Below are 24,060 nucleotides of genomic sequence, written 5' to 3'. Positions count from 1 at the left end.
GCACTCATGATGTAGCAACCTCCAGCAAACCGGTCAAGAGTCACCGCTTCGGTGGACGGATTTTTATTGCCTTTTTCTGAGCGAAAACTCGGGAAGAGACGGGAAAGTTGTGGGCCAAACGGTCGTCGTGAACAAACCATGGCATTCACAAAACTATCGATCGGAGCCGCTGGTGCTGACGCAGCACCCGGCACAATTCCCGCGGCTGAAACCGACATCTGGACCATCTTCAGGGCACTGAGAGATGCACGCAGCGTGTTGGGTCTGCGTCCTGGCCACATACAAACACTTCAAGCAATGCTCAGTTTTCTGAAGCCTGGCCATGGCGAAACGGTTTTTGCGTCGAACAATTCAATCTGCCAGCGCGTTGGCGGAATCGACGAACGGACACTTCGCAGGCACATCAACCGCTTCGTTGAACTCGGGTTCATTAAGCGCAATGACAGTTCGAACCGAAAGCGCTACCGCGTTCGCTCGTCCGGCGGGGAGTGCATCAGTTATGGATTGTCGCTCGCCCCCCTACTCCAACGTGCGAGCGAGCTTCTCGCCATCGCGCAAAAGATGGAGAATAACCGGCGGGATCGGATATTTGTCCGCAAACAGATCCTTACAAAGCTCGCCCATTTGGAAGAGCATGATCCCAGCAACACATTCATCAACCACGCGCGGAAAGCTCTACGCAGGAAGCTGAGCCTCCCAGAATACCACGCGCTCCTGGCCGACACGGACACAGAATGCCAAGGTTTGTATACCCCAGATGACCCACTAGAAACTATGAAATTGCCCGCCAATGACGGACAAACTGTCCGGCACCAATCTAAGTCTGAAGAAGAAAAAAAAGATTTAGATAGCAACATAAGCAATGAGGCCCTGAAACCAGACCTGCTGACCTCAGTCTGCGATCAGGCGACATCGTTCTCCACAGAGAGACTTAGAAATTGGTTGGACATTGAAAACCATGCTCGAACGCTTGCACCCATGATGGGCATTCACCCAGAAACATTCGAGAAAGCCATGGGTGCTGTAGGAGCTCAGAAAGCGTCATGCGCGATCTTCATCATGCTACAGCTTGGAAAACGCATCAGGGACTTTGGAGCGTATTTTCACAGTATCACCCTGGGTCAAAGGCAAAACCAATTTGATCCATTAGCTTTGATCACGCGACTGTCCGAAACCAATGAGCCAACCGTCTAATGTCCACCGCGGTGGACTTCTAACAGGAAGCGGCTCTTATGACGACGACTGTCCAAACGCTTGGAAGCCGCTAAGCCGAAATGCACCTAGCGGCGCGTGTTAGTCGTTCAGTTTATCTCAGACCAGCAGATGTCCACCGCGGTGGACAAGTGACGCACGAGTAGCCTTAGTGGAATTCTCGCCGCCCAAGAAAGATTTCGGCAATCAGGCATTTCTCCCTACATCCCAAGCGTTATTGTGGGAGGTCACCATCTCCAAACAGGTTTGGGAAGAGCCGCTCTCGATAATCCAACGGAAACGCGAGCCGAACAGGCGTCTTCACCGAGGCGGAGGTCAGGTATCCGGCGGCGGTCAGTTTGCGCAGCGTGTTGCGTGCCGTGCGCTCAGAGGTCTTGAGCACAATCTGCGCGTCGCCTCGTTCCAGTGCGCCATGCCGAAGAACCGCCGAGATCGAACAATCTTGCTGAGAAGGTGATCTGGTCGAGCGTCACCTTTAAAAACCATTCACTGAACGTCTTCAGTGCCGCTTCTGACAGGTTCCCCCGTCCGTCGCGGTCTCCGCGGCGTTGACTGTCGGCCAGATCCATCATCCGTTTGTACTCGCCCCGATCGGTTAGCCCGCGGGCCAGCCCACGTGCCACGCACCAGAACCCTTGGCCATCCATCCCCGCTGTGAGGGCCATGGCATGAGACATCAGTCTGCTGACACGGCCGTTACCATCCGGGAAAGGGTGGATGTAGTTCAGCCGGTGATCTGCAGACGCGATCGCGATGATCCGTCCGCTTGAAGACCGCGCCGCAATCTGAAACCATTTGTCGAAATGGTCCATGAATGCCGCAACGCGCGACGATGAAGGAGGTAGGTGGCGCCCGACCGCAACTTCCCGATCGTCATCTTGGCGCATGCCTCCCGGAATGATGGGCTCGTGTGTGCCGTCAGAATGCTCGATGACCCGAAACTCATCAGGCATCTCGTCGTAGAAGCTTTTATGGACCCAAGTCAGGAATTCGATAGATGTGGGGCGGGGCAGGGTGCCCTTTGCGGTGCATCTCGTCGATAGCCCATTGGCTCTGTTGCACAAATCGGGTGAAGGTCGAGCTTCCCCTTTCCCCAGACGGACTTATGATCCGGGCTCTGTGACGGGTATGCCAAGAGCGGTGTAGCGGTTAAGCACTGCGATGCGGACCTGAAGCTCAGCAACCTGCCGGTCGAAGTCTCGAGCCATGATGCCTTGGCTAAGTAGTTTGACGCAGTTCATCTTTGTCTCTGCGCGGCTTCGTCGGTGATATCCGGTCAGCTTTCGCCAGAGTGCCCGTCCAGGTGTTGTCACATAAACCAACCCGCATTGCCGACGCCGACATTTGCTCGTAGGCATTTCGGATGAGCAAACAATCGATCAGTTACAAGCGCCACCGATTTCCGCCAGCAATCATTACTCATGCTGTTTGGCTGTATTGTCGCTTCAACCTCAGCCTTCGTGAGGTCGAAGAGATGTTTCTGGAACGCGGGTTTGATGTCTCGTACGAGACCATCCGGCGATGGATTGTGAGGTTTGGCCCATCCATCGCGCGCGGTTTGCGCCGTAGACAACCTCGACCCGGCGATATTTGGCATTTGGACGAAGTCGTTGTGAACGTCAAAGGCGGGAAGTTTTGGCTATGGCGTGCTGTTGATCAGAACGGCGTAGTTTTGGATGAAATTCTTCAACGAAAGCGCGATAAGGAAGCAGCAGAACGCCTGTTGCGCAGATTGATGAAGAGACAGGAGCGAACGCCAAAACGTTTTATCACCGACAAGCTGAGGTCCTATGGTGCAGCCAAACGCGAGATCGCGCCGGGCGTCGAGCATCGGTCGCACAAGGGTTTGAATAACCGTGCAGAAAACAGCCACTTACCATTTCGAAAGCGGGAAAGGGCAATGCAGGGATATCGTTCACTGGGAAGTCTGCAACGGTTTGTATCAATCCACTCAGCCATTCGAAACTGCTTCTTTGTTCCCTCCCGCCGTCGCTATGCCCTAACAATCCGTTATCACCGCCTCGAAGCATTTGACGCCTGGAATGCCATCACGCGAGCAACTTGAAATACCGGCATCAGAATTTCTCATTAGCAACGCTAGTTAATGTGACAACACCTTGCCTTGGCTTGACCCTGATGCGCTGGAGCCTGGCGGAACCGTTGCCCGTCTGGTGCCCAGATGATCCGCGCGGCTATGATGACCTGACGAAACACCCCGGTCGACTGCGTTTCCAGACCTGTGCCGCGGGCGACACGTTCTGCATCGGGCCGGTTACGCTGACGCCGGTCGCGCTGATCCATTCGCGCCCGACACTCGGCTGGGTGATCGAACACGGGGCGGAACGGATCGCATACCTGTCCGTCACACGCGGCCTGCCGGAGGAGACTTTTGCGGTCCTCGAGGCCGCCCCCCTCGACCTGGTTATACTCGACTGCGCCTATCCGCCAGGCAGCCCCGACCCACGGGGCCACAACGATCTGGACGAAGCCAATGCGATCATCGCGCGGCTTGCCCCGAAACAGGCACGGCTGACGCATCTCAATCACGATCTCGATCAGTACCTGGCCGCCTCGAGGATCGCGTGCAGGCCCGCGCGGGATTATGAGGTCGTGGCAGTTGGTGTGCCGGAGCGCTGATGCGTCACCACAGGGCTTGGCTGACAGTCAGTGCCGCTCCTGTCCCGCCCGTAAACCAGCGCCTTCACGGACCCCTGCGGTTTGCGCCCCCTGCCAGACCAGGTGAGCGACGGGTTCTCAGGGTGCCGGTATTTCGCCGGTGCAGGCGCACGGGAAGATTTCGTCTCGGTGCCGACGAGCTCGGCCAGGGAGTAGCCCAGATCCCGAGCAAGAGCTTCCACCTTGGCGCGGGCGTCCGCCTTATGCCGATCTTGATAGGTGGAGATCGCCTTGGCGACGTCATTGCGGCATTTTCTTTAGCTCGCTGAGCGACAGTACCTCGAGATCGTAATCAGCCATTGGTGCGCTCCGTGTCCTGAACGATCCGGTATCGATAGCCCGCCGCAGCGGACTACCGAAACTCGCGGAAGGCGTGGGTATAATCGCCAATGAATACACCTTCACTGAGACCGGGCGGCGGTTCGGATGACACATGGGAGGGCTCAACCCATCTCTTGCAGAATATCCAGAATGTATGTATATTCTGCACGAATGGAGACCTAGATCATGCAAGAGCTTCCCGAGTTCAAGGCGGCCGACCTGACGCGGCACACCAGTGACCTGTTCGATGCGGCCATTCGGTCGCCGATCGCGATCACCAAGCACCGCAAGCCGAAATTCGTGCTGATGAGCATGGATCAGTACCAGCAGCTTGCGCGGGGGGCCACGCAGCAGGCTCACATGATCGACGAGATGCCCGAGGATCTCAAGGCGCTTATGATAGAAGGGCTCGAGCGGGACTTGACGCGGGCGGATGACTAAGCCTGCCGCTGGAGAGGTTTTCCGCTATCCGTTCCTGTGGAAACGCGAACAGATGACGGGCGAGACTGAGGGCCGCAAGACGCGGCCTGTTTGTATCGCCGTCACTGTCGCCAGATCCGATACCGAGACCGTGGTGTTCATCCTGCCGATCACGACGCAGCCTCCCTTGGCCTCGCGCAAATTCATCGAGGTGCCTCAGATCGAGTCGCAGCGCGTGGGGTTAGAGACCCATGTCCGCAAATGGGTCATGCTGGACGAGATCAACACTGATATTCTGGAGCGGTCCTATGTTTGGGAGGACCGCACGCCCATTGGCACGTTCAGTTCCGTCTTCACATCCAAAATCCAGTCCAGCCTGATCGCGCTTGCCAGGTCGGGCGGGGCATCGGTTGTTGATCGGCTGAAGTAATCTCGATCACCGCAGGGTCTGCCCAGCTTCACCTGTTCCCGTCGATCCATTTCGACATCAGCCCCTTGTCGCGAAAGCACTCATCCGGCACGGCGCGGCGTTTGATGCGGGCGAGGCGCTCGGCGAAGGCCACCTGCTTTGATGTCGGACGGCTGTCCTGCGCGCCCGGCTTCAGCTTGGCCTGCGCGTCGATCCAGGCGCTCAGGGACCGCCGATCTTGCTGAACCTCCCATGGCAAAAGTGTCTGGTTGCGCAGGGCCAGCGCGCGGGCATAGGCGATCTGCTTTGGCGTCGCGGGCAGGGCGTAAGTGGTGCTTTCCATCGGGGATCTCCCTTCTTAGCTTGGCTCTCGGTATAGAGCAAAAAGAGAACAAAAAGAGAATAAAAGCAAGCCGCCTGCAGAAATCATGAGGTTTGAGAGGAAGATGAGGGCGGTGAGGGTCGGGCCAGAGGGTGGCCGAAAAGGGTATTCGGGCCTGATCCTGTTCCTGATTGGGGTTTGATGCCGGAAAGTGTGGGATCATAGGTTCTCAAGAGCTTCGCATTTAATACTCTCCGGCATCAGACCCCTAAAAAGTGAAAGTGTCCTTCGGGTTTTGTGACTGACGGATGAGGGCCTTTGGGGTCCCTCAGATGGGTTCGGGCCGGGTTCCGGTCTGCCGTTCCGGATGAAGGGCATTCCCATGCAAACAGGTGTCTTGCGCGTGCTCCGCGCGACCGCCGCCTCCTGGTGGCGGCATAGAGAGCTGCGCCGAACCGGTGAGACGGAGCTGGCACGGCAGCTCGAGCGGAAAGCCGTTCTCCGCGATCTCGGCTATCTGGAGCAGGCTGCGTCATTGCCAAACGCGCATGTGATCTGCGGAGAAGGCGGGACATTCATCCATCTCGGTTGGACCTCCGTGTCCACCCTCGCGTTGATCGAGCGCTTTCCCTTGGCCGCACTTGCGGTCGCACGTGGGACCCCGTTCATCGATATCCGACCCGTCACCGACGTCATCGCGCTCGCAAACCTGCCGCGGGTGACGCGGGACGGATCGGTCGACCCTGACCCTTGGGGTCCTGGCAAGTCCGTCTCGCTGACCACCTACATCGACATGGTCGAAGGGCTCGGCGCGAGGATCCTCAACGATCCGCGGCCCCGTCAGTCAATCTGATCACCATTTCCTCTCACCAAAACTCGAAAGGAGGCCAGCCATGGCCCGATCCCGCACGCCCAAATTCGATGCCTCCGAGGTCATCACCAACGAAATCATCCGCATCATCGAGCGCGGTGTCCTGCCGTGGCGAAAGCCCTGGACCGCAGGTGGCAGCTCTCGCCCCCTGCGCGTGGGCGGTGAGCCCTACTTGGGGGTGAACAACTTCCTGCTGACCATGCGGACTGTGATGGCGGGCCACAGCTCTCCCTTCTGGATGACGCTGCCGCAAGCCAATGCCTTGGACGCAAAGGTCCGCAAGGGCGAGAAGTCCTCTGTCGTCGTCTATTACGGTCAAAGCCGGAAAGACGCGGGCGGCGAGGATGACCGCAGCGACGGGGATGATCACTCCGAGGAAGCCCGCATCTTCCGCTTCCAGAAATCCTACCGCGTGTTCAATGCCTGCCAGATCGAGGGCTTGCCCGACAGCTTCTTCCCCGACCCGGAGCCCGTGCCCGAGCATCCGCCGTCCGAGCCCATCCCGCACATGCAGGCGTTTTTCGATGCCATCGACATCACAACCGTCTTCACGGGCACGGAGGCGTACTATTTGTCCCCCGTGGACAAGGTCTATATGCCGTCCATCACCCGGTTCCACGACCCACGCAATTTTTACGGGGTCTGGGCCCATGAGCTGGCCCATGCCACGAAAGCCCCTCATCGCCTGAACCGCGATTTCGGGTTCTCGAAGTTCGGCAACACCTCCTACGCGCGCGAAGAGATCGTCGCGGAATTGACCTCCGTCTTCCTGGGTCAGACGCTCGGCTTCGCGGCGCATACGCTCGAGATGAATGCCGCCTATCTCCACAACTGGTTGCGCGTTCTTCGGTCGGACAAGGGTGCGATCTTCAAGCACGCCGCGGATGCGCAGCGCGCCTGCGACTACCTGATCGCCAGATCGGAGACGGGCAGGGCAGGGCGCAGTGCCGAGGCCGCCTGACCACACGGAGAACGGAGACTCGCATGTCACGCAAGGAACCCAAGACGCTGCTGGTGGCCTGCTTCGAAGACGGCCGCCGCAAGATCATCACCTTCAAACGCGGTACCTATTGGTGGAGCCAGTCCGAGGGCGCGTATCCGTTCTCGGCAGCGCTCGAGAGCATCACGGACCAGGGCGGCTGGATCGAAACCATCCCCAACCCGAATTACAGACCCAAGGGGCTGTTCGGGTAGGGCACCTTCTGCTTCGGTCCTTCCGCCAAGCGGAAAAGAAAAAGCTGGCTTTGGGAAGGGTGTTTCAACTTCTCAAAGGAGATCCCCATGTCCATGATCGTTCAACCCGAGCCAGACCGCCCGGATTCGAGTGTGATCGCGGCGCAGAACGACGCGTTCCGCAAGCTTGCCTGCCTCGGGGTACCACCCGCGCAGCCCATCCAGGGTCGCATGCACGTCACCCGATCGCTCATGGAGGTCGGTGACGGCTTCATGGCCGAGGCGGTGAAGGCTACCGGCGAGTTTGCCACATTCGAGCCCGAGAACGACCCGGAGGGATGGCACGATTTCGGGGCGGTCGAGATCCGGGGCGAGACCGTGTTCTGGAAAATCGATCTCTATGAAGCGGATTCCGATTTCCGCTACGGGGCCGAAGCCCCGGACAATCCTGCCACCACCATGCGCGTGCTGACCATCATGTTGGCGCGCGACTGGTAGGGCAGGGGACACCCCCTCCTGACACCCCAGGCGATGAAGGCCCACTGACCCCTCAAAGGGAGAGTGGGCCTTTTGTCGTCGTGATCCCTGAAGCCGGGGATTGGTCACGCGCGTGAGTGCGCGGGCCACACCTCACCCATCTGGAAGGATATCCCATGACCATAAGCTTTGCTCCTCTCACTGTCGCCATCGGCGATCTGGTCCCGCATCCCGCCAATGTGCGCAGCAACTCGCCTGAAACCTATGATCCCGAGAACATCGCCCATCTGAAGGCCAGCATCGCCGTTCTGGGTCTCCTGCAGCCGCTCCTGGTCCAGAAGTTTGACGGCAAATATGCTGTCCTCGCCGGTGGCCGACGCCATGCCGCGCTGAAGGAGCTGATCGCCGACAAGGCCACCAAGGGGTTCACGGCGAAGACCAAGGTCGACTGCCGCCTTGTGCCGGAGGATTGCGACGTGACCACAGCGCTGTCGCTCGCCGAGAACGTCACCCAGGCGCCGATGAATGCCATCGACGAGTTCGAGGCTTTCGCCCGGATGATGGAAGTCGACGGCCAAACGCCCGAGACGATCGCCAAGACCTTCGGCACCACGGTGGCGGCCGTGAAAGGCCGGTTGCGCTACGGTCTGATCCACCCCGACATCCGCGCCGCGGCCCGGGCCAAGACGATCACGCTCGACACGATGAAGGCCTTTGCGGAGCATCCGAGTCAGGAGGTGCAGCGCGAAGTCTTCGAGGCGCTCACCAAGGAAGACAGCTACCTGCAGGCCTATACGGTCCGCCAGGCGGTCAAGTCCCGCGGCGTGCAGGTCAGCGACGATATCGGGGCTTTCGTGCGCGCGGACTACGAGGCACGCGGCGGCGCGATCGCGGCCGATCTTCTGGAAGAGCATTCCGTGCTGGAGGATACAACGCTGGTCGAGACAATCCTGCTCGAGAAGCTCACTGCCGCCGCCGAGGAGGCCCGTGTGAGGCTGGGCTTTGCCTGGGCCGATGCGATGGTGCGTTATGATTACGCGACCATGGCCAACTACGGCCGCGTCTATCCCGGCCCGATAGAGCCCGACGAGGCTGCCCAGAAACGCATCGATGAGATCACCGCCGAGCTTGAGAAATTGCAGCTCGAGATGGAGGATGAGGGGCTCGAGGACGGTGCCTACAACGCCATTTACGACCGCGTGGACGCCTTGGAAGAGGAAGCCCGCGATCTGCAGGAGGCCTACAGCGCCGAGGATCTCGCCCGCGCCGGGGTGATCGCGTCCTGGTCGGGCGGGCAAGTGACCCTCCATGTGGGCCTCGTCCGACCGGAAGACACCGTCAAAGAGGAGGGCGCGCGCGGTTCCTCGGCCAACCCGACCGGGGAGGAGGCCCCGGACGCTGGCGAGATCACCTATCCGGCCTCGCTGGCCGAAGACCTCAAGACCGAGCGAGCCATGGCCCTCGGTGCCGCGATGGCGCTGCATCCGGAAGCCACGCTTGATCTGACGCTCTTCAAGCTGGTGAGCGACGTTCTGGCCAGCGGCATGAGTGTCACGCAGGCGATCAAGATCGATGCCCGCAAGGAATACCGCAGCCACGCCAAGATGGACGAGATCGACGAGACCTCGCTTGAGCAGGTGGCGGCGGTGCATGATGCGCTGAACCTCTCCTGGCTCGATGACACCCGCGCGCCCGCCGATCAGTTCGCGGCGTTTCGCGCGCTGGAGGCAGGCGAGAAGGCCAAGCTCGTGGCTTATGCGACAGCCAGTACGACGCAGTCCTGCTTCGCGCGGGACCGGCAGCGCGACAGCCTGATGCATGCGTTCGAGATCGAGATCATGCCCGACATTCGCGCCCACTGGACGCCGAACGCTGCGCTCTTCAATCGCTTCAAAAAGGCCTGGCTCCTGAAGATCCTCGGCGAGGATCTGGGCCTCGCCCAGGAGGCTGTGACGCTGGCCTCGTCGAGCAAGAAAGAGATCGTCGCCTTTTGCGACAAGCTTTTCGCCGAACCCTTCGCCACACTCACGGACGCGCAGCGCGCTGCCGTGGCCGCCTGGTGCCCGCCGATGATGCAGACCGCCGGTGTCGCGTTTGATGAGGCGGAGCCCGCTGCGGAAACCCCGGAGCCTGACGGCGAGGTCGCGCAAGCGGCCTGAGCCATCACGCGACCCGCGCGGGCGGCATGGCCCAAGCGCGGGTCGACCCACCCACACCCAACTGAAAGACATCCCCATGGCTATTCTCAAGTTCTCTGCGTCTGCCGTCGCGGCGCAGATCGCCCATGCGCGCGCTTGCAAGACCTTCCTGCCCAACTGGAACGGGCCCGTGGACAGGCCGGCCCTGATCCTCATCGTCGGCAATGGTGTGCATCTGCGCTCAAACGGCATCGATGGCACGACCACCCGTATCGTCACCACCGAACAGGCCGATCCCTCCTTCGCTTTCGCAGATGGCATGAACCCGTTTCGCGACACCGACTGGATGGCGCAGCGCCGCATGGCGTTTCGCGATCTGACCGGCCAGTTCTACACCGACATCCTCGACGATGTGCAGGTGCTCATCGACCGGGGGCGAGGGGCCATCCGGCTTGCCACCGATGGTCACAGCATCCGCGTCTTCGTGCGCCGGGCCTCGGACTATCTCATCGGCGGAACCTACGAGGTGCCTTCAGGTCTTGGCGGCACCTTCCGGGTCATCCTCAAGGATGCCTGCGATACCTTCGCGATCGTGCAGAACTGCGGCAATTCGGCGTTTTGGGAATACGAAGAAGATGAAGCAGCACCAATGTCCCGAGAACGCGCAGCGCGGCAGGGTATTGGTGCTTCAACTTATTCCCATAAACGCTGCGAGGATTTCGACGCCATGCAGCCCTACCGCGTGCCGCTCGATGCATTGATGGAAATCGATGACCGGAGGGCGGCCTGATGGGTTGGCTTTTCTACACCGACGGCCGCGTTAAAACCTACGCGGATGAGAGAGAGGAGATCACCCGGCTCTGCACCTTTGAGGGCGACACGCGCAAAACCGAACTGGTCAAGGCCTGCAAGGTTGGCTCCACCTGGTACGCGGCGGCAAAGGTCACCAGTCTCGACGGCACCCCTGTCGAAGACGCGACCTATGTCACCGATGCGGATGGCTCCATCACTTTCGCCGCCGTCTTCCTCACCGCCTACGACGATGGGTGTTGGGGCTACAAGGATATGGAGGAAAGCGCTGGCCCGAACGCGTCGCGCGCGCCCCTTGCGCTGATCGAACTTCTCTCCGACCTGAAAGACCCCGACAGCTACGCCCGGGACTGGCGTCAGCGCTGCCGGGATTGGGCTGCGATCCCGGACTACGAGGAAGGCGACAAGATCAAGCTCGCCACCCCTGTGACGCTCATCGATGGCAGCACCTGCCAGATCGTCACCGCGACGCACTACAGGCGGGGGCGGCAAAAACGCCGCTGCTACCGCATCGAGGAAACCGGTGGGCTCGTACGCCTGTCGAAGGCCTCGCTTACGGGCTCAGAGCTGCTCAGCTCCGCAAAGGGCGCGGCCAGTCCTGTGCTGGCGGAATTCCTAGCGGGGCGGGACGCTTAGGGGCGCACTGCGAGTAGTGCGCGCACCGTCTCGATTTCCAGCACCCAGTTGCTGGTCGTTTCGTTGCGCCATCTTATGCAGCGGATGATCCGATCAAAATCATCCTGAAGGGCGCGCGGAAAAACAGGCTCATGGTGTGCGATTCTGTTGCGGAGCCTCCTCACGGCTTCAATGTCAGACCTTAATTCTGATCGGCGCTGGCTGGCAGCGACACCACGAGGCGCGTCCGGAAACACTGCGTAGAAATGATCGTCCCACAGTCTGCCTTGGTGCCTGTTTGTCAGCATCTTCTCCCAAAACACGAACTTCAGTTCGGCGACGACCTTTCCGGCAGTGGGTTGCTGTGCTGCGCAACCTTCGAGGTCTCGTTTGGGGCTGTATGCCGGACCGCGCGGGTTCGGTAACGAACGGATGAAGCCTTGTGTCCAAGGCCATGTTCCTCCATGGACAGCTTCGATTGCTTCCACGATCGCGTTTCGCAGCGCAACTTCCAAAACATGGAGTGGAACCATGAACGCGGCTGATACTTGAAGATTCCAGTGGTATAGGTGGAGAGCTCGCGTCCTATCATTGCCGGTTTCGCGCAGATAGGTCGCAAACCTAGGTGCGGATAGGACGTTCGGAAGGTGGTGTTCTTCATCAGCCGTGAACGGTGGATACATTGACAGTAAAGACTTTCGGTGCCATATAGGGCATGAGCTTTGAGACTGCGGGCACTATGCCTCCCCTCATTGCACAAAGAAAGCAAAAGCCCGTCGCATTGCGGCGGGTTTTTCAGTTTTCGAGCCCGACTCCGAAAAACCGTTTGATTGGCCGGTCGACGACAGCAGATCCTGCGGCTTATCTTGACAAGGTAATGCAAATGCATTACCTAACGTGGGTAGCAAAGCCCCTTTTTTCAGGAGACTGCCATGACAGCCCTCGCACAAGATGTCTCGAAACTCACGGATCGGTATCAGACGACCGTGCCGGCGGGTGTGCGCAAGCAGCTCAAGCTGGGCAAGGGCGACCAGATTCGCTACTGCACCGAGCCGAGTGGCAGGGTTTATATCGAGCCCGTGCGCAGCGACGAGGAAGATCCCGTGCTCGGAGCATTTCTCGATTTTGTCGAGGCTGATATCAAGGCGCATCCGGACCGCATTCGGGCGTTCGATGGGGCTTTGCATGACCGTCTTGCAGCACTGGTCGGAGACGTTGACGTCGATCTCGATGCGCCGCTATCGCTCGAGGATGAATGAGCGGCGATAGCGTGCCCGCCCAAGCGCCACTTGTCGTGAATGGATGGTCGATTTATGCGCATCCGCTCTTTCTGGACCAGCTCGAAGGGCTGACCTTGGAGGTTGAGGCGCGTAAGGCACGCGATCCCAAGGCCTGGCGCAAGAAAAATTGCACGAAACGGCTGGCCGCCATCTTCAAGCTGGTCACCGAGGCCATACCGGCAGATCCCGGTGCCGCCGCCTTTCGGCAAGGCGGCACACTCGGCGATCACCGCAAGCACTGGTTCAGGGCGAAATTCTTCCAGCAGTATCGGTTGTTCTACCGGTTCAACAGCGATGCGAAGATCATCGTGGTGGCCTGGGTGAACGACGACAAGACCCTGCGCGCCTACGGCAGCAAGACGGATGCCTATGCGACCTTCAAAGGGATGTTGGAAGATGGCAATCCACCTGACGATTTCGACGCGCTCCTGAAAGAAGCAGCGGCGGCGGACAAGCGGTTCGAAAAGTCCCTTGAAGCGGCGCCTGAGCGGTAACTGGGGTCGAATGCCGGAGGGGGCAGAATCCTACGCTCTCATGAGCGTTTTTTGTTTTCTCGACACGATGAGACTACCCCGCCAGCGCGGGATGGTCAAAATATGTAGCCTGTACAGGCGCTGGAGACGGCAGCTCGAACCGATGGTTATCATGCTCTCATCCGCGGATTGGTTACCGCCTGACCAAATTCGATGCGGGCTTGCCTCTCCCTAAGAACGGATATTTGTCCCAACGTATGCCGAGGGTTCCCCTATCAATGGCCGCCATCCCCAGCGTACTGCACAGGTCATTTGTCGATCAGTTCATGCTGGCAGTGGCGTTTTCCGGGCAATGTCCCAGACAAAACCCGCCAGCTCTCGGGCGATGGCGGCCAGCACTCGTGGCTGTGGCTTTCCGGTTCGGCTAAGATGACGGAACCGTTTACACAGCCGGGTCTGTGCTTTCCACCCAATGTCTTTGATCTGCTGTGGCAGGTGGGCTGATCGCTTCAGATATGGATGTCCTTCTTTGGGCGGGTGTCGATATGACCAACCCGCCTCGACCAGCATGGTTCGCGCCAGAGTATTCCCGGTTTTGGTTATGCGTCCACGCCGTATGGTGGATCCGCTGGAATGCTCGCTCGGTACCAGACCAAGCCAGGCCATCAACTGACGCGGATTCTCAAAGCGGGTGATGTCGCCGATCTCGGCCACGACGGTGGCGGCGATGGTCGTGTTGACGCCCCGCAAGGCGCGCAGGGCATCGACCACTGGCGAGAAATGCCAGCCGGGGATCGCGTCTTCGATAGCATCGTCCAAAGTTGCCACGCGGGTTTCAATCTGGTCGATTGCGCGCTTCAGTTCTTCAAACGCGAGTTGCTGGTGCCGGTATGGAAACCGGCGCAGTTCAGCCAGCCAGCGTCGGTGCCGTTTTGTCCAGTATTTGCCGTTCTGATACCGCAACCCGTGACGCAGCAGAAAGCTCTGTAGCTGCTGCTTAGCTACCTTGAGCGCATCCATCGCCTGTTTGCGTGTGCGGATCAGGTCGCGCATCGCTTCCTGTTCCTCATCCGGCGTCCAGATTGGGGTCAGTTCACCAGCCCGCCAGAGCCGCGCCAGCATCAAGGCATCGCGGCGATCGGTCTTGATCCGGTCTCCGGCTTTACGCGGGATCATCGCTGGCGACACCACCGCACATTCAAACCCGAGCTTTGTCAGCAGCCGGTGCAATCCGTAACCGCAGGGACCAGCTTCATAGCAGAAAGTGGGCACCTTGCCGTCCGCAGCCAGTTGTTTGGTCAGCCGCAAGACGGAATCGCCCGAGTGCTTGATTGTGCCAAAAAACCTGACCTCGCCGCGTCGACCGCGCTCGCCACGGAAACCGTGTCCGCGTGGACGTCAAGCCCAACATAAGTCTCTTTGCTCATTGCGTTTCCTCCATCGAACATTCTTCTGTTCGTCAAGAAAACCACAGCAGGTAGTGCCGCTGCAAAACGCTCATCTGGTCTAAGGAGACGATCATGATCGACGAAACTGCCCTGCTTGACGCCACCCCGCTTCTCGACTTTCGCGCCGCTGGCATCGTGGGCCTGATCGAGGACCGGGGCTGGCTCCGGCTGTCCGAGCAGGACCGCATCGGTGCCGCATATGACTTCGTCAGGAACGAGATCCTCTTCGGCTACAACCGCGCCGACGACATCCCGGCATCCAGGGTGCTCGGGGACGGCTACGGTCAGTACAACACGAAGGGGACGCTCCTGATGGCGCTGCTGCGCGCGCTTGGCGTGCCGTGCCGGCTCCACGGCTTCACCATCCACAAGGCGCTCCAGCGCGGCGTGGTCCCCGAAGCCGTCTATCCGATCGCGCCTGCCGAGATCTTGCACTCCTGGGTCGAGGTCCGGACGGGTGAGCGGTGGGTCGAGCTCGAGGGCTTCATCCTCGACAAGGACTTCCTCGGCTCCCTTCAGCAGGCCTTCGCCGGCACGGAAAGCCTCTGCGGATACGGCGCCGGAACCGACTGTCTCAGCGCGCCGCCGATCGATTGGACCGTAGGAAACACCTACATCCATAAGACCGGCATCGCGCGCGATTTCGGAACATACGATACGCCGGACCGGTTCTACGCGGAGCATCGCCAGCAACTCGGCACGCTCCGCGACCTGGCCTATCGCGGCGGCGTCGGACACTGGATGATTGCACGGGTGCGGGCGATCCGCTCAGGCCGGATTCCGCGCATCCCCGGCCTCAAACGACCCGAGCCGCTCAGGAAGGAAGTCGCAAATGCCGCATGACAGCGGACATGCGCATATAGATCCGAAATCCGGAGACAGGCGGGTCTCGATCGCGATCTGGGCGAGCGCGCTCCTGACCGTCGCGCAGATCGTGGGCGGGATCGTCTCGGGCAGCCTCGCGCTGATCGCGGATGCGCTGCACAACTTCTCGGACATGACGTCGCTGGTGATCGCCTTCGCGGCCCGCAAGATCGCGCGGCGACCGGCGGATGAGCGCATGACCTTCGGTTACGGCCGGGTTGAGATCGTGGCTGCGCTCATCAACTACACGACGCTAATCCTGATCGGCTTCTACCTCATCTATGAGGGTGGAATGCGGATGATCGACCCGCCCGAGGTGGCGGGCTGGACGGTGGTGATCCTGGGCGGCGTAGCGCTTGTCGTGGACACGCTGACGGCGCTGCTCACCTGGTCGATGCAGAGGGACAGCGTGAACATCCGCGCGCTTTTCCTGCACAATCTGTCGGACGCGCTGGCCTCGGTTGCGGTGATCGTCGGCGGGTCGCCCATCATTCTCTACGATATGCGGTGGGTCGATCCGGCGATCACCATCGGCATCGCGCTCTACATCCTCTATCTCGCCTTTACCGAGATCGGCAACAAGGTCCCGATCACGCTGGTGAAAACGGGGGACATCACCAGCCTGTCACCCTGATCAAAGCCGGAAAACTCTCGCCAACGGCGGTAGAAGGTTCGGGGGCGGACCAGAGGACATCAAGGCCGCGAACAAAGCCCGGCTGACGGAGCAATTCGGCATCGGCCATTCAAGCCTGGAGTTCGAGCACGAGGATCGCGCGCACCAGGATGCCGATCTCTACGGCCACGGCAAATCCGACAAGTCGTAGGGGAACCCTCAATGTGTCGAGTGCGTTAAAGCTCTATGATGGCGAAAAAAATGCAGGATGATCGGGAAACCAACCTGAAGCGAGGAATTCGCGTCGAGATCGCGAGCCTTGTCTACAACCTCATCGAGGTTGTCGTTTCCGTGACCGCGGGGCTGCTGACCGGCAGCGCGGCACTGGTGAGTTGGGGTCTCGACAGCACGGTCGAGGCCACTTCGGCTGCGACGCTGATCTGGCGCTTGAAGGGTGAGAAGGACGGTGGCGACAAGCGCACGGTCCTGCATCGCAAGAAGGTCGCGCTCTATGTGGTCGCCTGTGCTTTCTGGATCGTCGTCGCGGCGATCCTTTACGAGGCGGTGTCCGCTTTCATCTCGCAGGAGGCACCGGGCTTCAATTGGTGGGGGATCGCGATCCTGTTTGTCTCTTTGGTGGTCAATCCGCTGCTGGCCTGGGGCAAATATCGCTACGGCAAGCGGCTCGATTCACCCGCCCTGAAATACGATGCCAAGGATACCCTGATCTGCGAATACCAGACTGTCGTGGTGTTGGCCGGGATCGGTCTGACGCAATGGATGAGCTGGTGGTGGGCCGATCCGGTCGCGGCGCTTCTGATCGTGCCCTACGTTGCGTGGGAGGCATTCGAGGCCACCAAGGATGCGCGGTCGGTCGATCCGGGCGAAGCCGAAGCTACTGCCGACACTTGACGTTGCGCATGATGAACCGCTCCAGTTCCTGAACGCTGCTTTTTGCGAGCAGTGTTCTGGCTGCCGCTGCCCGGTCATGCAGAGCGTCCTTCTGAAGGAAGTGGACGAAATTTTCGACGTGGTCGCAGAGATCGTTGAGGAGTGTGACAATTTTTGCGGGGCGTAAGCGAGCGTTGTTGTCATCAGGGGCACGCTCACTGGAATCATTGGCAAACATTGTGCCACAGACACTTGGCAAAACTGCCTTTGATCTGAACCGTTTTCGACCGCATCTTAGGGACCGGACATTCGTGCTATGTGTAGCATTAGGTAAATTGGGCTCCTAGCGGTCGATCGCCGCGCGCTGCCTCAATGTCGGCTTTATTGATCAACAAGTTCGGCGGTTTTGCTGCGTGGCTTTCTCTTTGTTGCTGAGGAGGGCAGACCGCGTTGACGGCCCGCCCTTCTTAATAGCTTTCGGGCCGGATCCCCTGAAAAGCGAAAGCGGGCTTTTTGTCCTTTGGAACTCAGACCTTGATCCAAAGGAAACCCCCATGTCCCAGCCACGCTCAACGCTCCCCCATCCTGATAAATCCGACGCTAACCTCGCATCTGCCCTCGAGCAGATCGGCACGGAGGTCGACAACCAGCCCCTGCGCAGTTCAGCGCTCGCGCGCATCATGCGCGAGACGTTTCATGGCAGCGATGCCGGCGGTGCCTGGGACTGGCGGATGGCCTATGACGTGATGCAGGCCGCTGCCATCCGAGTGCTGCTGCGTGGGGACGGCGCGGCAGGTGACATCGCCGCCGCAAAACTACTCGGATCTCGGCTCCTGACGGAAACCCGCCGGTCGGAACAGCAGATCCGGCTGCAGCAGTTTTCCACGCCGCTGCCTTTCGCGGCAATGGTCGTGCGGGCGGCGGCCATTCGCGAGGGCGAGACCGTGCTGGAGCCCTCTGCGGGCACCGGTGCCCTGGCCGCTTTCGCCGCCCGGGCCGGTGCCACGCTTTTGCTCAACGAGATCGACCCCTTTCGCCAGCGCCTCCTGCGCGCGGTCTTCGGCGGCGAGGTGACGGGCCATGACAGCGAGCATATCGACGATCTGCTGCAGACGCCGGCTTTGCCCGACGCGGTGGTGATGAACCCGCCCTTCGCCTCCTCGGTCGATCGCTCCCGAGACAAGCACATTGCCGCTAAGCATCTCATCGCGGCTGCAAAGCGTCTGGCACCCGGTGGCCGGCTGGTGGCGATCATGCCGCTGGGGTTCAGCCCGGAGCGTGATGGCGCGCATTGGTCCCGCGCCTGCGGCCTGCTCACGCCGCGCCTGGCCCTCACGATGCCAGGGCAGGTCTACCGCAAGCTTGGCACGTCTGTCGAAACCCAGCTGATGGTCTTCGACAAGGTGCAGGAGGACGGCGAGATGATCCGCGCCACAGTCCAGAATCTGGAGGAAGCCCTTCCTCTTGTCGACGCCGTGGCCGCGACCCGGCCCGAGGCGCGCCCCGCACAAAGGGCGGCAGCACGCCCTCACGCGCGGCCGGTCGGTCCACCATCTGCCCCGCGCAAGACCCCAGCTGCGCCTGTCGCCGCCCCCAAACCACGGGCCAATGCCGCTATCGCGCTTAGCTTCACAAGCCTTGATATCCCGCGCGACAACACGCCCATCTCGGACATCTATGCGCGCTACCGTCCGCAGCGGATCGAGATTGCGGGTGCGCAGGAACATCCCACGCCGCTCGTTGAAAGCATCGCCATGGCCTCGGTTGCCCCGCCCATGCCCTTAAACACGGGCAGTGATGAGTTGCGCCTGCCCGCACGGTTGATCGAGGAGGGACATCTCTCCGAGGCGCAGCTCGAGACCATCATCATGGCGCATGATGCCTATGGGCGTGACCTGCCCGGTCGGTTCACCATCGACGAGGACCAGACCAAGCTAACGCGCGCCGATGATGACCCGGACGCACGTACCTATCGCCTTGGATATTTCCTCGGCGACGGCACCGGCTGTGGTAAGGGCCGCGAATGCGCGGGGCTCATTCTCGTGAACTGGCTGGCCGGACGCCGGAAGGCGATCTGGGTCTCCAAATCCGCCACGCTTATCGAGGACGCGATCCGCGACTGGACCGATCTGGGCGGTTCGCCCGCCGAGATCCAGCCGCTCTCCAAGTGGAAACCCGACCAGCCCATCCCGATGGGCGACGGCATCCTCTTCGTCACCTACGCCACGCTGCGGTCCGCGGGCAAATGCGGCACCACGCGACTGAGCCAGATCGTCGACTGGATGGGCGAAGACTTTGAAGGCGTCCTCGCTTTTGATGAGGCCCATGCCCTGCAGAACGCGGCAGGGTCTGAGCAGGGCAGGGGGGTCAAACCCTCCCAGCAGGGCCTTGCGGGCCTGCGGCTGCAACTGGCAGCACCCCGCGCTCGCGTCTTCTACATCTCGGCCACGGGTGCCACGAGCGTGCACAACCTCGCCTATGCCGCGCGTCTCGGTCTCTGGGGGCAGGGGCCGGAATACCCCTTCCCAAGCCGCGAGAGCTTCGTGTCGGCGATGGAGGCAGGCGGTGTCGCGGCCATGGAGGTGGTCGCACGCGACCTCAAGACGCTCGGCCTTTACACGGCCCGCGCCCTCAGCTTCGATGGCGTGGAGTACGACGTGCTCGAACACGCGCTGACCCCGGCGCAGATCGAGATCTACGACGCCTATGCGGGTGCGTTTCGGACGATCCACCACAATCTCGAAGCGGCGCTGACTGCCACCGGCGTCAACGACGCTTCGAGCGAGACCAATGCCTCGGCCGCACGCGCCTCGGCCAAGTCCCGCTTCGAGAGCACAAAGCAGCGCTTCTTCAACCATCTCCTGATGGGCATGAAGGCCCCGACCATCATTCGCGCCATCGAGGACGATCTGGCGGGGGGCAATGCTTGCGTCATTCAGGTGGTCTCGACGGGTGAGAGCCTGCTGAAACGTCGGCTTGAGACGATGGACCCGGAAGATGAGCTCGTCGAGGGGGCCTTGACGCCGCGCGACTACGTCTTGGGTTACCTCGAACAAGCCTTCCCGATCCACGCGCAAAAGCTGGTCGAGATCGACGGCAATATGGTGGCCGAGCCGCTCCGCGATGAAACTGGCGCGCTGGTCGTCTCGCGCGAGGCGCTCGCCCTGCGTGATGCGGCAATGATGGAGTTGATGACGCTCGCGCCGATCCCCTCGGCGCTCGACCAGATCCTCTGGGCCTTTGGCGACGAGGCCGTCGCCGAGGTCACGGGGCGATCGATCCGGCCCCTCAAGGCCGAGGACGGCCATCTCTTCATCGAGAAACGCAGCGCCAGCAGTAATTCCTCCGAGACCCAGGCCTTCATGGACGGCGAAAAGGATGTCCTGATCTTCTCCGATGCAGGCGGCACGGGCCGCTCCTATCACGCGGCGCAAACGGCGAAGAACCAAAAACGGCGCCGGCATTATCTTCTGGAGCCCGGCTGGCGCGCCGATGCGGCCATCCAGGGGCTGGGCCGCACGCATCGCTCGGCCCAGGTCAGCGCGCCCTTCTTTCGGGTCTGCACCTCCGATGTGCATGGCGAGAAGCGCTTCACCTCGACGATAGCCAAACGCCTCGACCAGCTGGGGGGCCTTGACCAAAGGCCAGCGCGAGACCGGCTCGCAGGGCATGTTCCGGGAGGAGGACAATCTCGAAAGCCCGATCGCGCGGGCCGCACTGCGCGGGTATTTCGCCGATCTTGCCGCCGGGCGCGCCGAGGCGATGAGCTACCAGAGCTTCACCGACTGGACAGCCCTGCGGCTGATCGACAAGGACGGGGTGCTGCTCGAGGAGCTTCCCCCGATCCAGCGGTTTCTGAACCGGGTGCTGGCCCTGCCCATCCACATGCAGAACGCGCTCTTTGCCGAGTTCATGCGCCGGATTGCCGATCAGACGGAACGGGCGCGCGCGGCGGGCACGCTAGATCTCGGCGTGGAAACCCTGCGTGGCGAAAAGATCGAACAGGTCGGGGCGGAGGATCTCTGGACCTGCCCGAAATCCGGCGCGGTGACGCGGATCATCGGGCTCAAGGTGACCGACCCGGTCCACGTGCTGTCGGCGGATGACGCCCTGTCGCGCAATCCCGACAAGCTGCCCATGGTTAATCGCGCCTCCGGTCGCGCGGCGCTCATCTCGGCGCGGCCCATGCAGATGTATGACGAGGACATCGTCACATGCATGCGCAAGGCGGTGCGGCCCAACGGGTCGAGCTACCTCGAGGAGGCGCGGTTCGAGTCCTCGGCCTGGGAAGAGATCGGCAAGCCTGAGTTCGTACGGCTTTGGGATGAAGAGGCTGCGTCCCTGCCGAAAACCACTACGACCAAGCTCTACCTGCTGACCGGTCTCTTGCTGCCGATCTGGAAGGACATTCCGGCCACCAATGAGCGCATCTACCGTTTCACGCCGGGCGGGGCGACCGCCATGATCGGGCGCACGCTCACTGAGGAAGGGGCGGCCGCGCTGCGCGCCCGCTTCCTCGTCTCCAATCCGCAAACGCCGCAGGAGATGTTGACCGCCGCCATCGGCATCACCGCTCCTGTCGATCTCGGCCGGGGTCTGACCCTGACCCGTCGCCGTGTCGCAGGCGAGATGCGCCTCGAGCTTGGCGGCGTGGACAAGGGCATGATCGACGGCCTCAAGGCCCTCGGCTGCTTCACCGAGATCATCGCCTTCCAGCTGCGGGTGTTCCTGCCGCATGGGGACGGGATCGACACGGGCCGCATTCTGGCCCGGATCGTGGGGCAGGGAGCCGCCAGAGCGGCAGAACAAGCCGCCTGAAAAGTCAGAGAGGGCTTTGGGCCGGGCGTCGCGGATCGGGGTTTGGCCGGTCTGCGCTTTCCGGGCGCACGCTGACCAATGTCACGCCCGGTCCCCCCAAATTCAGATAAGAGGACAGACCCATGACCAATCCCCAGATCGACTATGCCGCAATGGCGGCTCAGTGGCGTGTAGAGCGCGAAACCACCTTGAAGGCATCCAGAGTGGAGCTGCTCGCGCAGCTACGTGCGCTTGGCATCAGCGAGGTCGCTGTCGAATACGAAGGCTATGGCGACTCCGGCAATGTCGAGGATGTGACGGTGCAGCCTGCAGAGGTCAACCTGCCGGAGCCGCTTGCCACAAAGGTTGGCGACTTCTCCTGGTCGCTCGCCTATCACCATCACCCGGGGTTCGAGAACAACGAGGGCGGCTACGGCACGCTGTCCTGGGACATAGCACTAGACAGCATCACCCTCGATCACGCGGACCGCTATGTCGAATGCTCGCACAGCTATGACGAGGGGCTGTGAGATGGCCCATCCGCTTCATCATGCCGAAAGCTCTGCCCGGAAATTCGGCGGGGTGCCATCTGACTATCAGTCTGTGCACGATTGGTTTGACGCCTCGAAAGAGCACCTCGCGCTCTTCACGCACCGAGCCATGCGCCACCACGCTCAAGGCCTTTTTGAGGCCGAACGTGTCTTCGGCTTGACCCTGACCAATAGCGCAGGTCGGGACATTCCCCTGCGCTGGATCGGCGAGCAGCATATCCGTGAAGACTGCCAGGGCCGCATTCCGAGCATGGCGGACTGGCTGCGACGGATCCAGCCTGAGCCATGGATGGCCAATGGCCATATCGACCGGCATTCTGGCGATGAGCCCTGCGGCGACCCAAGGGTTGCCTGGGCCTCCGAGGTCGCCGCCGGAAGAACGGTTCTTGGCCTGAAGGATTGGATGGCGGCGCGCGCGACGCAAGCCACGCAAGGTGCCTGACAGATCTCGGTCGTTTGCCAAACGAATGCTGCATGGAAGCCCGGTTGGACGACCGGGCTTCTTGCGTCGTTTCCCCACCATTCTTCGTAAGGAGGACCCCATGACACTCGATGACATCAAGGCGGCCGTCGATGCCGGCCAGACAGTGCATTGGGCCAATACCGGCTACATTGTCCACAAGGACCGGCTTGGTCAGTACCTCATCACCTATGTGCCGAATGGTAGCTGCATCGGTCTGACCGACCGGGGCGGGCACCGGTTGAACGGAAAAGAGGCGGAGTTCTTCGTCGCGCGATTGGAGGACGGCGCGGAAAATCCGGGCAGCCAATCAAGACCAGACGGGCAGGGGAGGGGCGTAACACCAGGAGGCGCGGGGGCATTCCCACTCGGACGGCAGCTCTGACCTGTGGGCGGGGCTGAAAGGAAAGCAAGCTTTCTGATTTGTGATCCCTCAAGGGGTCGAGAAAGCAATCCCGGATGCGTTGGCAAGAACGTCAGGCACCGGCCAATCCAAAAGGAACCATCCCATGTTCGCAGGAACCCTCACCCGCAATGTCGAGACCGCAGCCGTTCAGTACACCGGCATAATCCATTCGACGCGCTTTGACATCGCCATCCAGTTGGAGGCGCGGGCCAAGATGTCTGAACGCAGCCCGGATTTTGACGTGACGGCAGTCAACAAATCAGGCCGCAAAGTGCGCATCGGCACGGCCTGGAACGAGACCGGCAATACCAGCGGCAACCCCTACATCTCGATGCAGATCGATGTCGGCTTGGGTCCGTTCCGGGTCAACGCGGTGCAGACGAAAGAGGCGCGCGCGGCCCAGAGCGGCGAGTTTGAGATCATCCCGCTGGTCTCGAACGGCCTGATGAAATCCGGCTCGATCTCGGGGGAGCTCACCGCCATGGACGCCGACAACGCCTTCACCGGCTACATCGCCAACATGATGTTCGATCTGGAGTTCATGCTGATCGAGAACAGCTACAAATCCGAGGAAACCCACCCCGATTACCGGATCGAGGTCAGCTCGCCCCGGGGCACACCGATCCGCGTCGGCTCGGCGTGGATGGCGAAAAGCAGCCGCACGGGCAATGACTACCTGTCCCTGCTGATCAACACGCCTGATGGCGACCTGCGCGTCAACGCCGTACAGAACGAAGAGCAGCGCGGCGGGCAGACTTTCTCGATCATCCCGTTCATCGACAGCGGTGAGCAGCCGCAGGACGCGGGCGTGGGGCTCTCCTTGGTCGCCTAAT

Annotated in this window: 22 protein-coding genes and 7 pseudogenes; 23 read left to right on the top strand and 6 right to left on the bottom strand. The window is 61.1% G+C overall.

Going from position 1 to position 24,060, the window contains the following annotated elements; translation table 11 throughout:
- Positions 1-138 precede the first annotated feature (138 nt).
- Positions 139-1,194 (top strand): plasmid replication protein RepC, encoded by a 1,056-nt coding sequence (gene repC, locus CBW24_RS16660; protein ID WP_097374461.1) that lies wholly within the window; start codon positions 139-141, stop codon positions 1,192-1,194.
- A 232-nt stretch (positions 1,195-1,426) separates the two neighbouring features.
- Here repC and CBW24_RS16655 read toward each other — a convergent pair.
- Positions 1,427-2,262: pseudogene (locus tag CBW24_RS16655) on the bottom strand (Fic family protein); the annotation flags it as partial.
- Between the two features lie 53 nt (positions 2,263-2,315).
- Positions 2,316-2,513: pseudogene (locus tag CBW24_RS16650) on the bottom strand (IS5/IS1182 family transposase); the annotation flags it as partial.
- A 62-nt stretch (positions 2,514-2,575) separates the two neighbouring features.
- Between CBW24_RS16650 and CBW24_RS16645 the strand changes: the two are divergent.
- The gene (locus tag CBW24_RS16645; protein WP_097374460.1) at positions 2,576-3,277 is read left to right on the top strand and encodes an IS6 family transposase; all 702 of its coding nucleotides are present in this window, start codon (positions 2,576-2,578) and stop codon (positions 3,275-3,277) included.
- A gap of 71 nt (positions 3,278-3,348) precedes the next feature.
- The gene (locus CBW24_RS16640) at positions 3,349-3,849 is read left to right on the top strand and encodes an MBL fold metallo-hydrolase (RefSeq protein WP_097374459.1); all 501 of its coding nucleotides are present in this window, start codon (positions 3,349-3,351) and stop codon (positions 3,847-3,849) included.
- On the opposite strand, the pseudogene CBW24_RS16635 reads toward CBW24_RS16640, so the two are convergent.
- Positions 3,813-4,188: pseudogene (locus tag CBW24_RS16635) on the bottom strand (H-NS histone family protein). The gene CBW24_RS16640 and the pseudogene CBW24_RS16635 overlap by 37 nt on opposite strands.
- 207 nt (positions 4,189-4,395) lie before the next feature.
- Here CBW24_RS16635 and CBW24_RS16630 point away from each other — a divergent pair.
- The gene (locus CBW24_RS16630; RefSeq protein WP_097374458.1) at positions 4,396-4,650 is read left to right on the top strand and encodes a type II toxin-antitoxin system prevent-host-death family antitoxin; all 255 of its coding nucleotides are present in this window, start codon (positions 4,396-4,398) and stop codon (positions 4,648-4,650) included.
- Entirely contained in the window at positions 4,643-5,059 is a 417-nt protein-coding gene (locus tag CBW24_RS16625; protein ID WP_232530349.1) for a hypothetical protein, read from the top strand. The genes CBW24_RS16630 and CBW24_RS16625 overlap by 8 nt, the downstream gene beginning before the upstream one ends.
- A 28-nt stretch (positions 5,060-5,087) precedes the next feature.
- Here the strand turns inward: CBW24_RS16625 and CBW24_RS16620 are convergent, their stop codons facing one another.
- A complete protein-coding gene (locus CBW24_RS16620; protein WP_097374457.1) occupies positions 5,088-5,381 on the bottom strand; it encodes a hypothetical protein in 294 nt (97 codons plus the stop codon).
- A 346-nt stretch (positions 5,382-5,727) separates the two neighbouring features.
- Here CBW24_RS16620 and CBW24_RS16615 point away from each other — a divergent pair, with 346 nt between their 5' ends.
- The 7 genes from CBW24_RS16615 (at position 5,728) to CBW24_RS16585 (ending at position 11,465) form a co-directional block, all read left to right on the top strand.
- On the top strand, positions 5,728-6,213 hold the full coding sequence (locus CBW24_RS16615; RefSeq protein WP_097374456.1) for a hypothetical protein: 486 nt from the start codon (positions 5,728-5,730) through the stop codon (positions 6,211-6,213).
- Positions 6,214-6,253: 40 nt separating this feature from the next.
- Positions 6,254-7,192, top strand: coding sequence for an ArdC family protein (locus CBW24_RS16610; RefSeq protein WP_097374455.1), 939 nt, complete (start codon positions 6,254-6,256; stop codon positions 7,190-7,192).
- 23 nt (positions 7,193-7,215) lie between these two features.
- On the top strand, positions 7,216-7,425 hold the full coding sequence (locus tag CBW24_RS16605) for a DUF6330 family protein (RefSeq protein WP_097374454.1): 210 nt from the start codon (positions 7,216-7,218) through the stop codon (positions 7,423-7,425).
- An 87-nt stretch (positions 7,426-7,512) separates the two neighbouring features.
- Positions 7,513-7,902 carry a DUF3768 domain-containing protein gene (locus CBW24_RS16600; protein WP_097374453.1) on the top strand — a complete coding sequence of 130 codons (390 nt, stop codon included), beginning with the start codon at positions 7,513-7,515 and terminating at the stop codon, positions 7,900-7,902.
- Positions 7,903-8,057: 155 nt separating this feature from the next.
- Positions 8,058-10,040, top strand: coding sequence for a ParB/RepB/Spo0J family partition protein (locus tag CBW24_RS16595; protein ID WP_097374452.1), 1,983 nt, complete (start codon positions 8,058-8,060; stop codon positions 10,038-10,040).
- 76 nt (positions 10,041-10,116) lie between these two features.
- Entirely contained in the window at positions 10,117-10,809 is a 693-nt protein-coding gene (locus tag CBW24_RS16590; RefSeq protein WP_097374451.1) for a regulator, read from the top strand.
- Positions 10,809-11,465 (top strand): DUF6927 domain-containing protein, encoded by a 657-nt coding sequence (locus CBW24_RS16585; RefSeq protein ID WP_097374450.1) that lies wholly within the window; start codon positions 10,809-10,811, stop codon positions 11,463-11,465. The genes CBW24_RS16590 and CBW24_RS16585 overlap by 1 nt, the downstream gene beginning before the upstream one ends.
- Here CBW24_RS16585 and CBW24_RS16580 read toward each other — a convergent pair.
- Positions 11,462-11,977: a hypothetical protein gene (locus CBW24_RS16580; protein WP_223866110.1), complete on the bottom strand. Its 516-nt coding sequence runs from the start codon at positions 11,975-11,977 to the stop codon at positions 11,462-11,464. The genes CBW24_RS16585 and CBW24_RS16580 overlap by 4 nt on opposite strands.
- Before the next feature lie 399 nt (positions 11,978-12,376).
- Here CBW24_RS16580 and CBW24_RS16575 point away from each other — a divergent pair, with 399 nt between their 5' ends.
- Complete coding sequence (locus CBW24_RS16575) at positions 12,377-12,703, top strand: type II toxin-antitoxin system PrlF family antitoxin (protein WP_005668772.1); 327 nt, start codon at positions 12,377-12,379, stop codon at positions 12,701-12,703.
- The gene (locus tag CBW24_RS16570) at positions 12,700-13,218 is read left to right on the top strand and encodes a type II toxin-antitoxin system YhaV family toxin (RefSeq protein WP_097374449.1); all 519 of its coding nucleotides are present in this window, start codon (positions 12,700-12,702) and stop codon (positions 13,216-13,218) included. Before CBW24_RS16575 ends, CBW24_RS16570 begins: the two co-directional genes overlap by 4 nt.
- A 303-nt stretch (positions 13,219-13,521) precedes the next feature.
- Here CBW24_RS16570 and CBW24_RS16560 read toward each other — a convergent pair.
- Positions 13,522-14,624 (bottom strand): annotated as a pseudogene (locus CBW24_RS16560) (IS110 family RNA-guided transposase).
- Between the two features lie 93 nt (positions 14,625-14,717).
- Between CBW24_RS16560 and CBW24_RS16555 the strand changes: the two are divergent.
- The 9 genes and pseudogenes from CBW24_RS16555 to CBW24_RS16515 all read left to right on the top strand — a co-directional run bounded on the left by CBW24_RS16555 (position 14,718) and on the right by CBW24_RS16515 (position 24,059).
- A complete protein-coding gene (locus CBW24_RS16555) occupies positions 14,718-15,488 on the top strand; it encodes a transglutaminase-like domain-containing protein (protein WP_097374448.1) in 771 nt (256 codons plus the stop codon).
- Positions 15,478-16,083: pseudogene (locus CBW24_RS16550) on the top strand (cation diffusion facilitator family transporter); the annotation flags it as partial. The gene CBW24_RS16555 and the pseudogene CBW24_RS16550, both read left to right, overlap by 11 nt.
- 112 nt (positions 16,084-16,195) lie before the next feature.
- Positions 16,196-16,333 (top strand): annotated as a pseudogene (locus CBW24_RS18850) (cation diffusion facilitator family transporter); the annotation flags it as partial.
- Positions 16,334-16,383: 50 nt separating this feature from the next.
- Positions 16,384-17,034 carry a cation diffusion facilitator family transporter gene (locus CBW24_RS16545; protein ID WP_198405287.1) on the top strand — a complete coding sequence of 217 codons (651 nt, stop codon included), beginning with the start codon at positions 16,384-16,386 and terminating at the stop codon, positions 17,032-17,034.
- 533 nt (positions 17,035-17,567) lie between these two features.
- Positions 17,568-21,831 (top strand): annotated as a pseudogene (locus tag CBW24_RS16535) (strawberry notch-like NTP hydrolase domain-containing protein).
- Between the two features lie 122 nt (positions 21,832-21,953).
- Positions 21,954-22,340, top strand: a complete 387-nt coding sequence (locus CBW24_RS16530) for a DUF6878 family protein (protein WP_067920583.1) — start codon at positions 21,954-21,956, stop codon at positions 22,338-22,340.
- Position 22,341: 1 nt separating this feature from the next.
- Complete coding sequence (locus CBW24_RS16525; RefSeq protein WP_067920585.1) at positions 22,342-22,803, top strand: DUF6915 family protein; 462 nt, start codon at positions 22,342-22,344, stop codon at positions 22,801-22,803.
- 100 nt (positions 22,804-22,903) lie between these two features.
- Complete coding sequence (locus CBW24_RS16520) at positions 22,904-23,206, top strand: hypothetical protein (protein WP_097374446.1); 303 nt, start codon at positions 22,904-22,906, stop codon at positions 23,204-23,206.
- 124 nt (positions 23,207-23,330) lie between these two features.
- Entirely contained in the window at positions 23,331-24,059 is a 729-nt protein-coding gene (locus CBW24_RS16515; protein WP_067920589.1) for a DUF736 family protein, read from the top strand.
- The last annotated feature ends 1 nt before the right edge of the window (position 24,060 follow it).

The organism is Pacificitalea manganoxidans (assembly GCF_002504165.1).
GTDB classification, from domain to species: Bacteria; Pseudomonadota; Alphaproteobacteria; order Rhodobacterales; family Rhodobacteraceae; genus Pacificitalea; species Pacificitalea manganoxidans.
The sequence above is the reverse complement of the archived record's forward strand: the minus strand, read 5'-3'. Positions and strand labels throughout refer to the sequence as shown.

Excerpts from the sequence above, each read along its gene's own strand:
- CBW24_RS16590 (WP_097374451.1), top strand. The coding sequence starts at position 10,117 with ATGGCTATTCTCAAGTTCTCTGCGTCTGCCGTCGCGGCGCAGATCGCC.
- CBW24_RS16620 (WP_097374457.1), bottom strand. The coding sequence starts at position 5,381 with ATGGAAAGCACCACTTACGCCCTGCCCGCGACGCCAAAGCAGATCGCC.
- repC (WP_097374461.1), top strand. The coding sequence starts at position 139 with ATGGCATTCACAAAACTATCGATCGGAGCCGCTGGTGCTGACGCAGCA.
- CBW24_RS16630 (WP_097374458.1), top strand. The coding sequence starts at position 4,396 with ATGCAAGAGCTTCCCGAGTTCAAGGCGGCCGACCTGACGCGGCACACC.
- CBW24_RS16610 (WP_097374455.1), top strand. The coding sequence starts at position 6,254 with ATGGCCCGATCCCGCACGCCCAAATTCGATGCCTCCGAGGTCATCACC.
- CBW24_RS16585 (WP_097374450.1), top strand. The coding sequence starts at position 10,809 with ATGGGTTGGCTTTTCTACACCGACGGCCGCGTTAAAACCTACGCGGAT.
- CBW24_RS16605 (WP_097374454.1), top strand. The coding sequence starts at position 7,216 with ATGTCACGCAAGGAACCCAAGACGCTGCTGGTGGCCTGCTTCGAAGAC.
- CBW24_RS16640 (WP_097374459.1), top strand. The coding sequence starts at position 3,349 with ATGCGCTGGAGCCTGGCGGAACCGTTGCCCGTCTGGTGCCCAGATGAT.
- CBW24_RS16525 (WP_067920585.1), top strand. The coding sequence starts at position 22,342 with ATGGCCCATCCGCTTCATCATGCCGAAAGCTCTGCCCGGAAATTCGGC.
- CBW24_RS16615 (WP_097374456.1), top strand. The coding sequence starts at position 5,728 with ATGAAGGGCATTCCCATGCAAACAGGTGTCTTGCGCGTGCTCCGCGCG.
- CBW24_RS16580 (WP_223866110.1), bottom strand. The coding sequence starts at position 11,977 with ATGGTTCCACTCCATGTTTTGGAAGTTGCGCTGCGAAACGCGATCGTG.
- CBW24_RS16515 (WP_067920589.1), top strand. The coding sequence starts at position 23,331 with ATGTTCGCAGGAACCCTCACCCGCAATGTCGAGACCGCAGCCGTTCAG.
- CBW24_RS16595 (WP_097374452.1), top strand. The coding sequence starts at position 8,058 with ATGACCATAAGCTTTGCTCCTCTCACTGTCGCCATCGGCGATCTGGTC.
- CBW24_RS16570 (WP_097374449.1), top strand. The coding sequence starts at position 12,700 with ATGAGCGGCGATAGCGTGCCCGCCCAAGCGCCACTTGTCGTGAATGGA.
- CBW24_RS16520 (WP_097374446.1), top strand. The coding sequence starts at position 22,904 with ATGACACTCGATGACATCAAGGCGGCCGTCGATGCCGGCCAGACAGTG.
- CBW24_RS16625 (WP_232530349.1), top strand. The coding sequence starts at position 4,643 with ATGACTAAGCCTGCCGCTGGAGAGGTTTTCCGCTATCCGTTCCTGTGG.
- CBW24_RS16600 (WP_097374453.1), top strand. The coding sequence starts at position 7,513 with ATGTCCATGATCGTTCAACCCGAGCCAGACCGCCCGGATTCGAGTGTG.
- CBW24_RS16555 (WP_097374448.1), top strand. The coding sequence starts at position 14,718 with ATGATCGACGAAACTGCCCTGCTTGACGCCACCCCGCTTCTCGACTTT.
- CBW24_RS16575 (WP_005668772.1), top strand. The coding sequence starts at position 12,377 with ATGACAGCCCTCGCACAAGATGTCTCGAAACTCACGGATCGGTATCAG.
- CBW24_RS16530 (WP_067920583.1), top strand. The coding sequence starts at position 21,954 with ATGACCAATCCCCAGATCGACTATGCCGCAATGGCGGCTCAGTGGCGT.
- CBW24_RS16545 (WP_198405287.1), top strand. The coding sequence starts at position 16,384 with ATGCAGGATGATCGGGAAACCAACCTGAAGCGAGGAATTCGCGTCGAG.
- CBW24_RS16645 (WP_097374460.1), top strand. The coding sequence starts at position 2,576 with ATGAGCAAACAATCGATCAGTTACAAGCGCCACCGATTTCCGCCAGCA.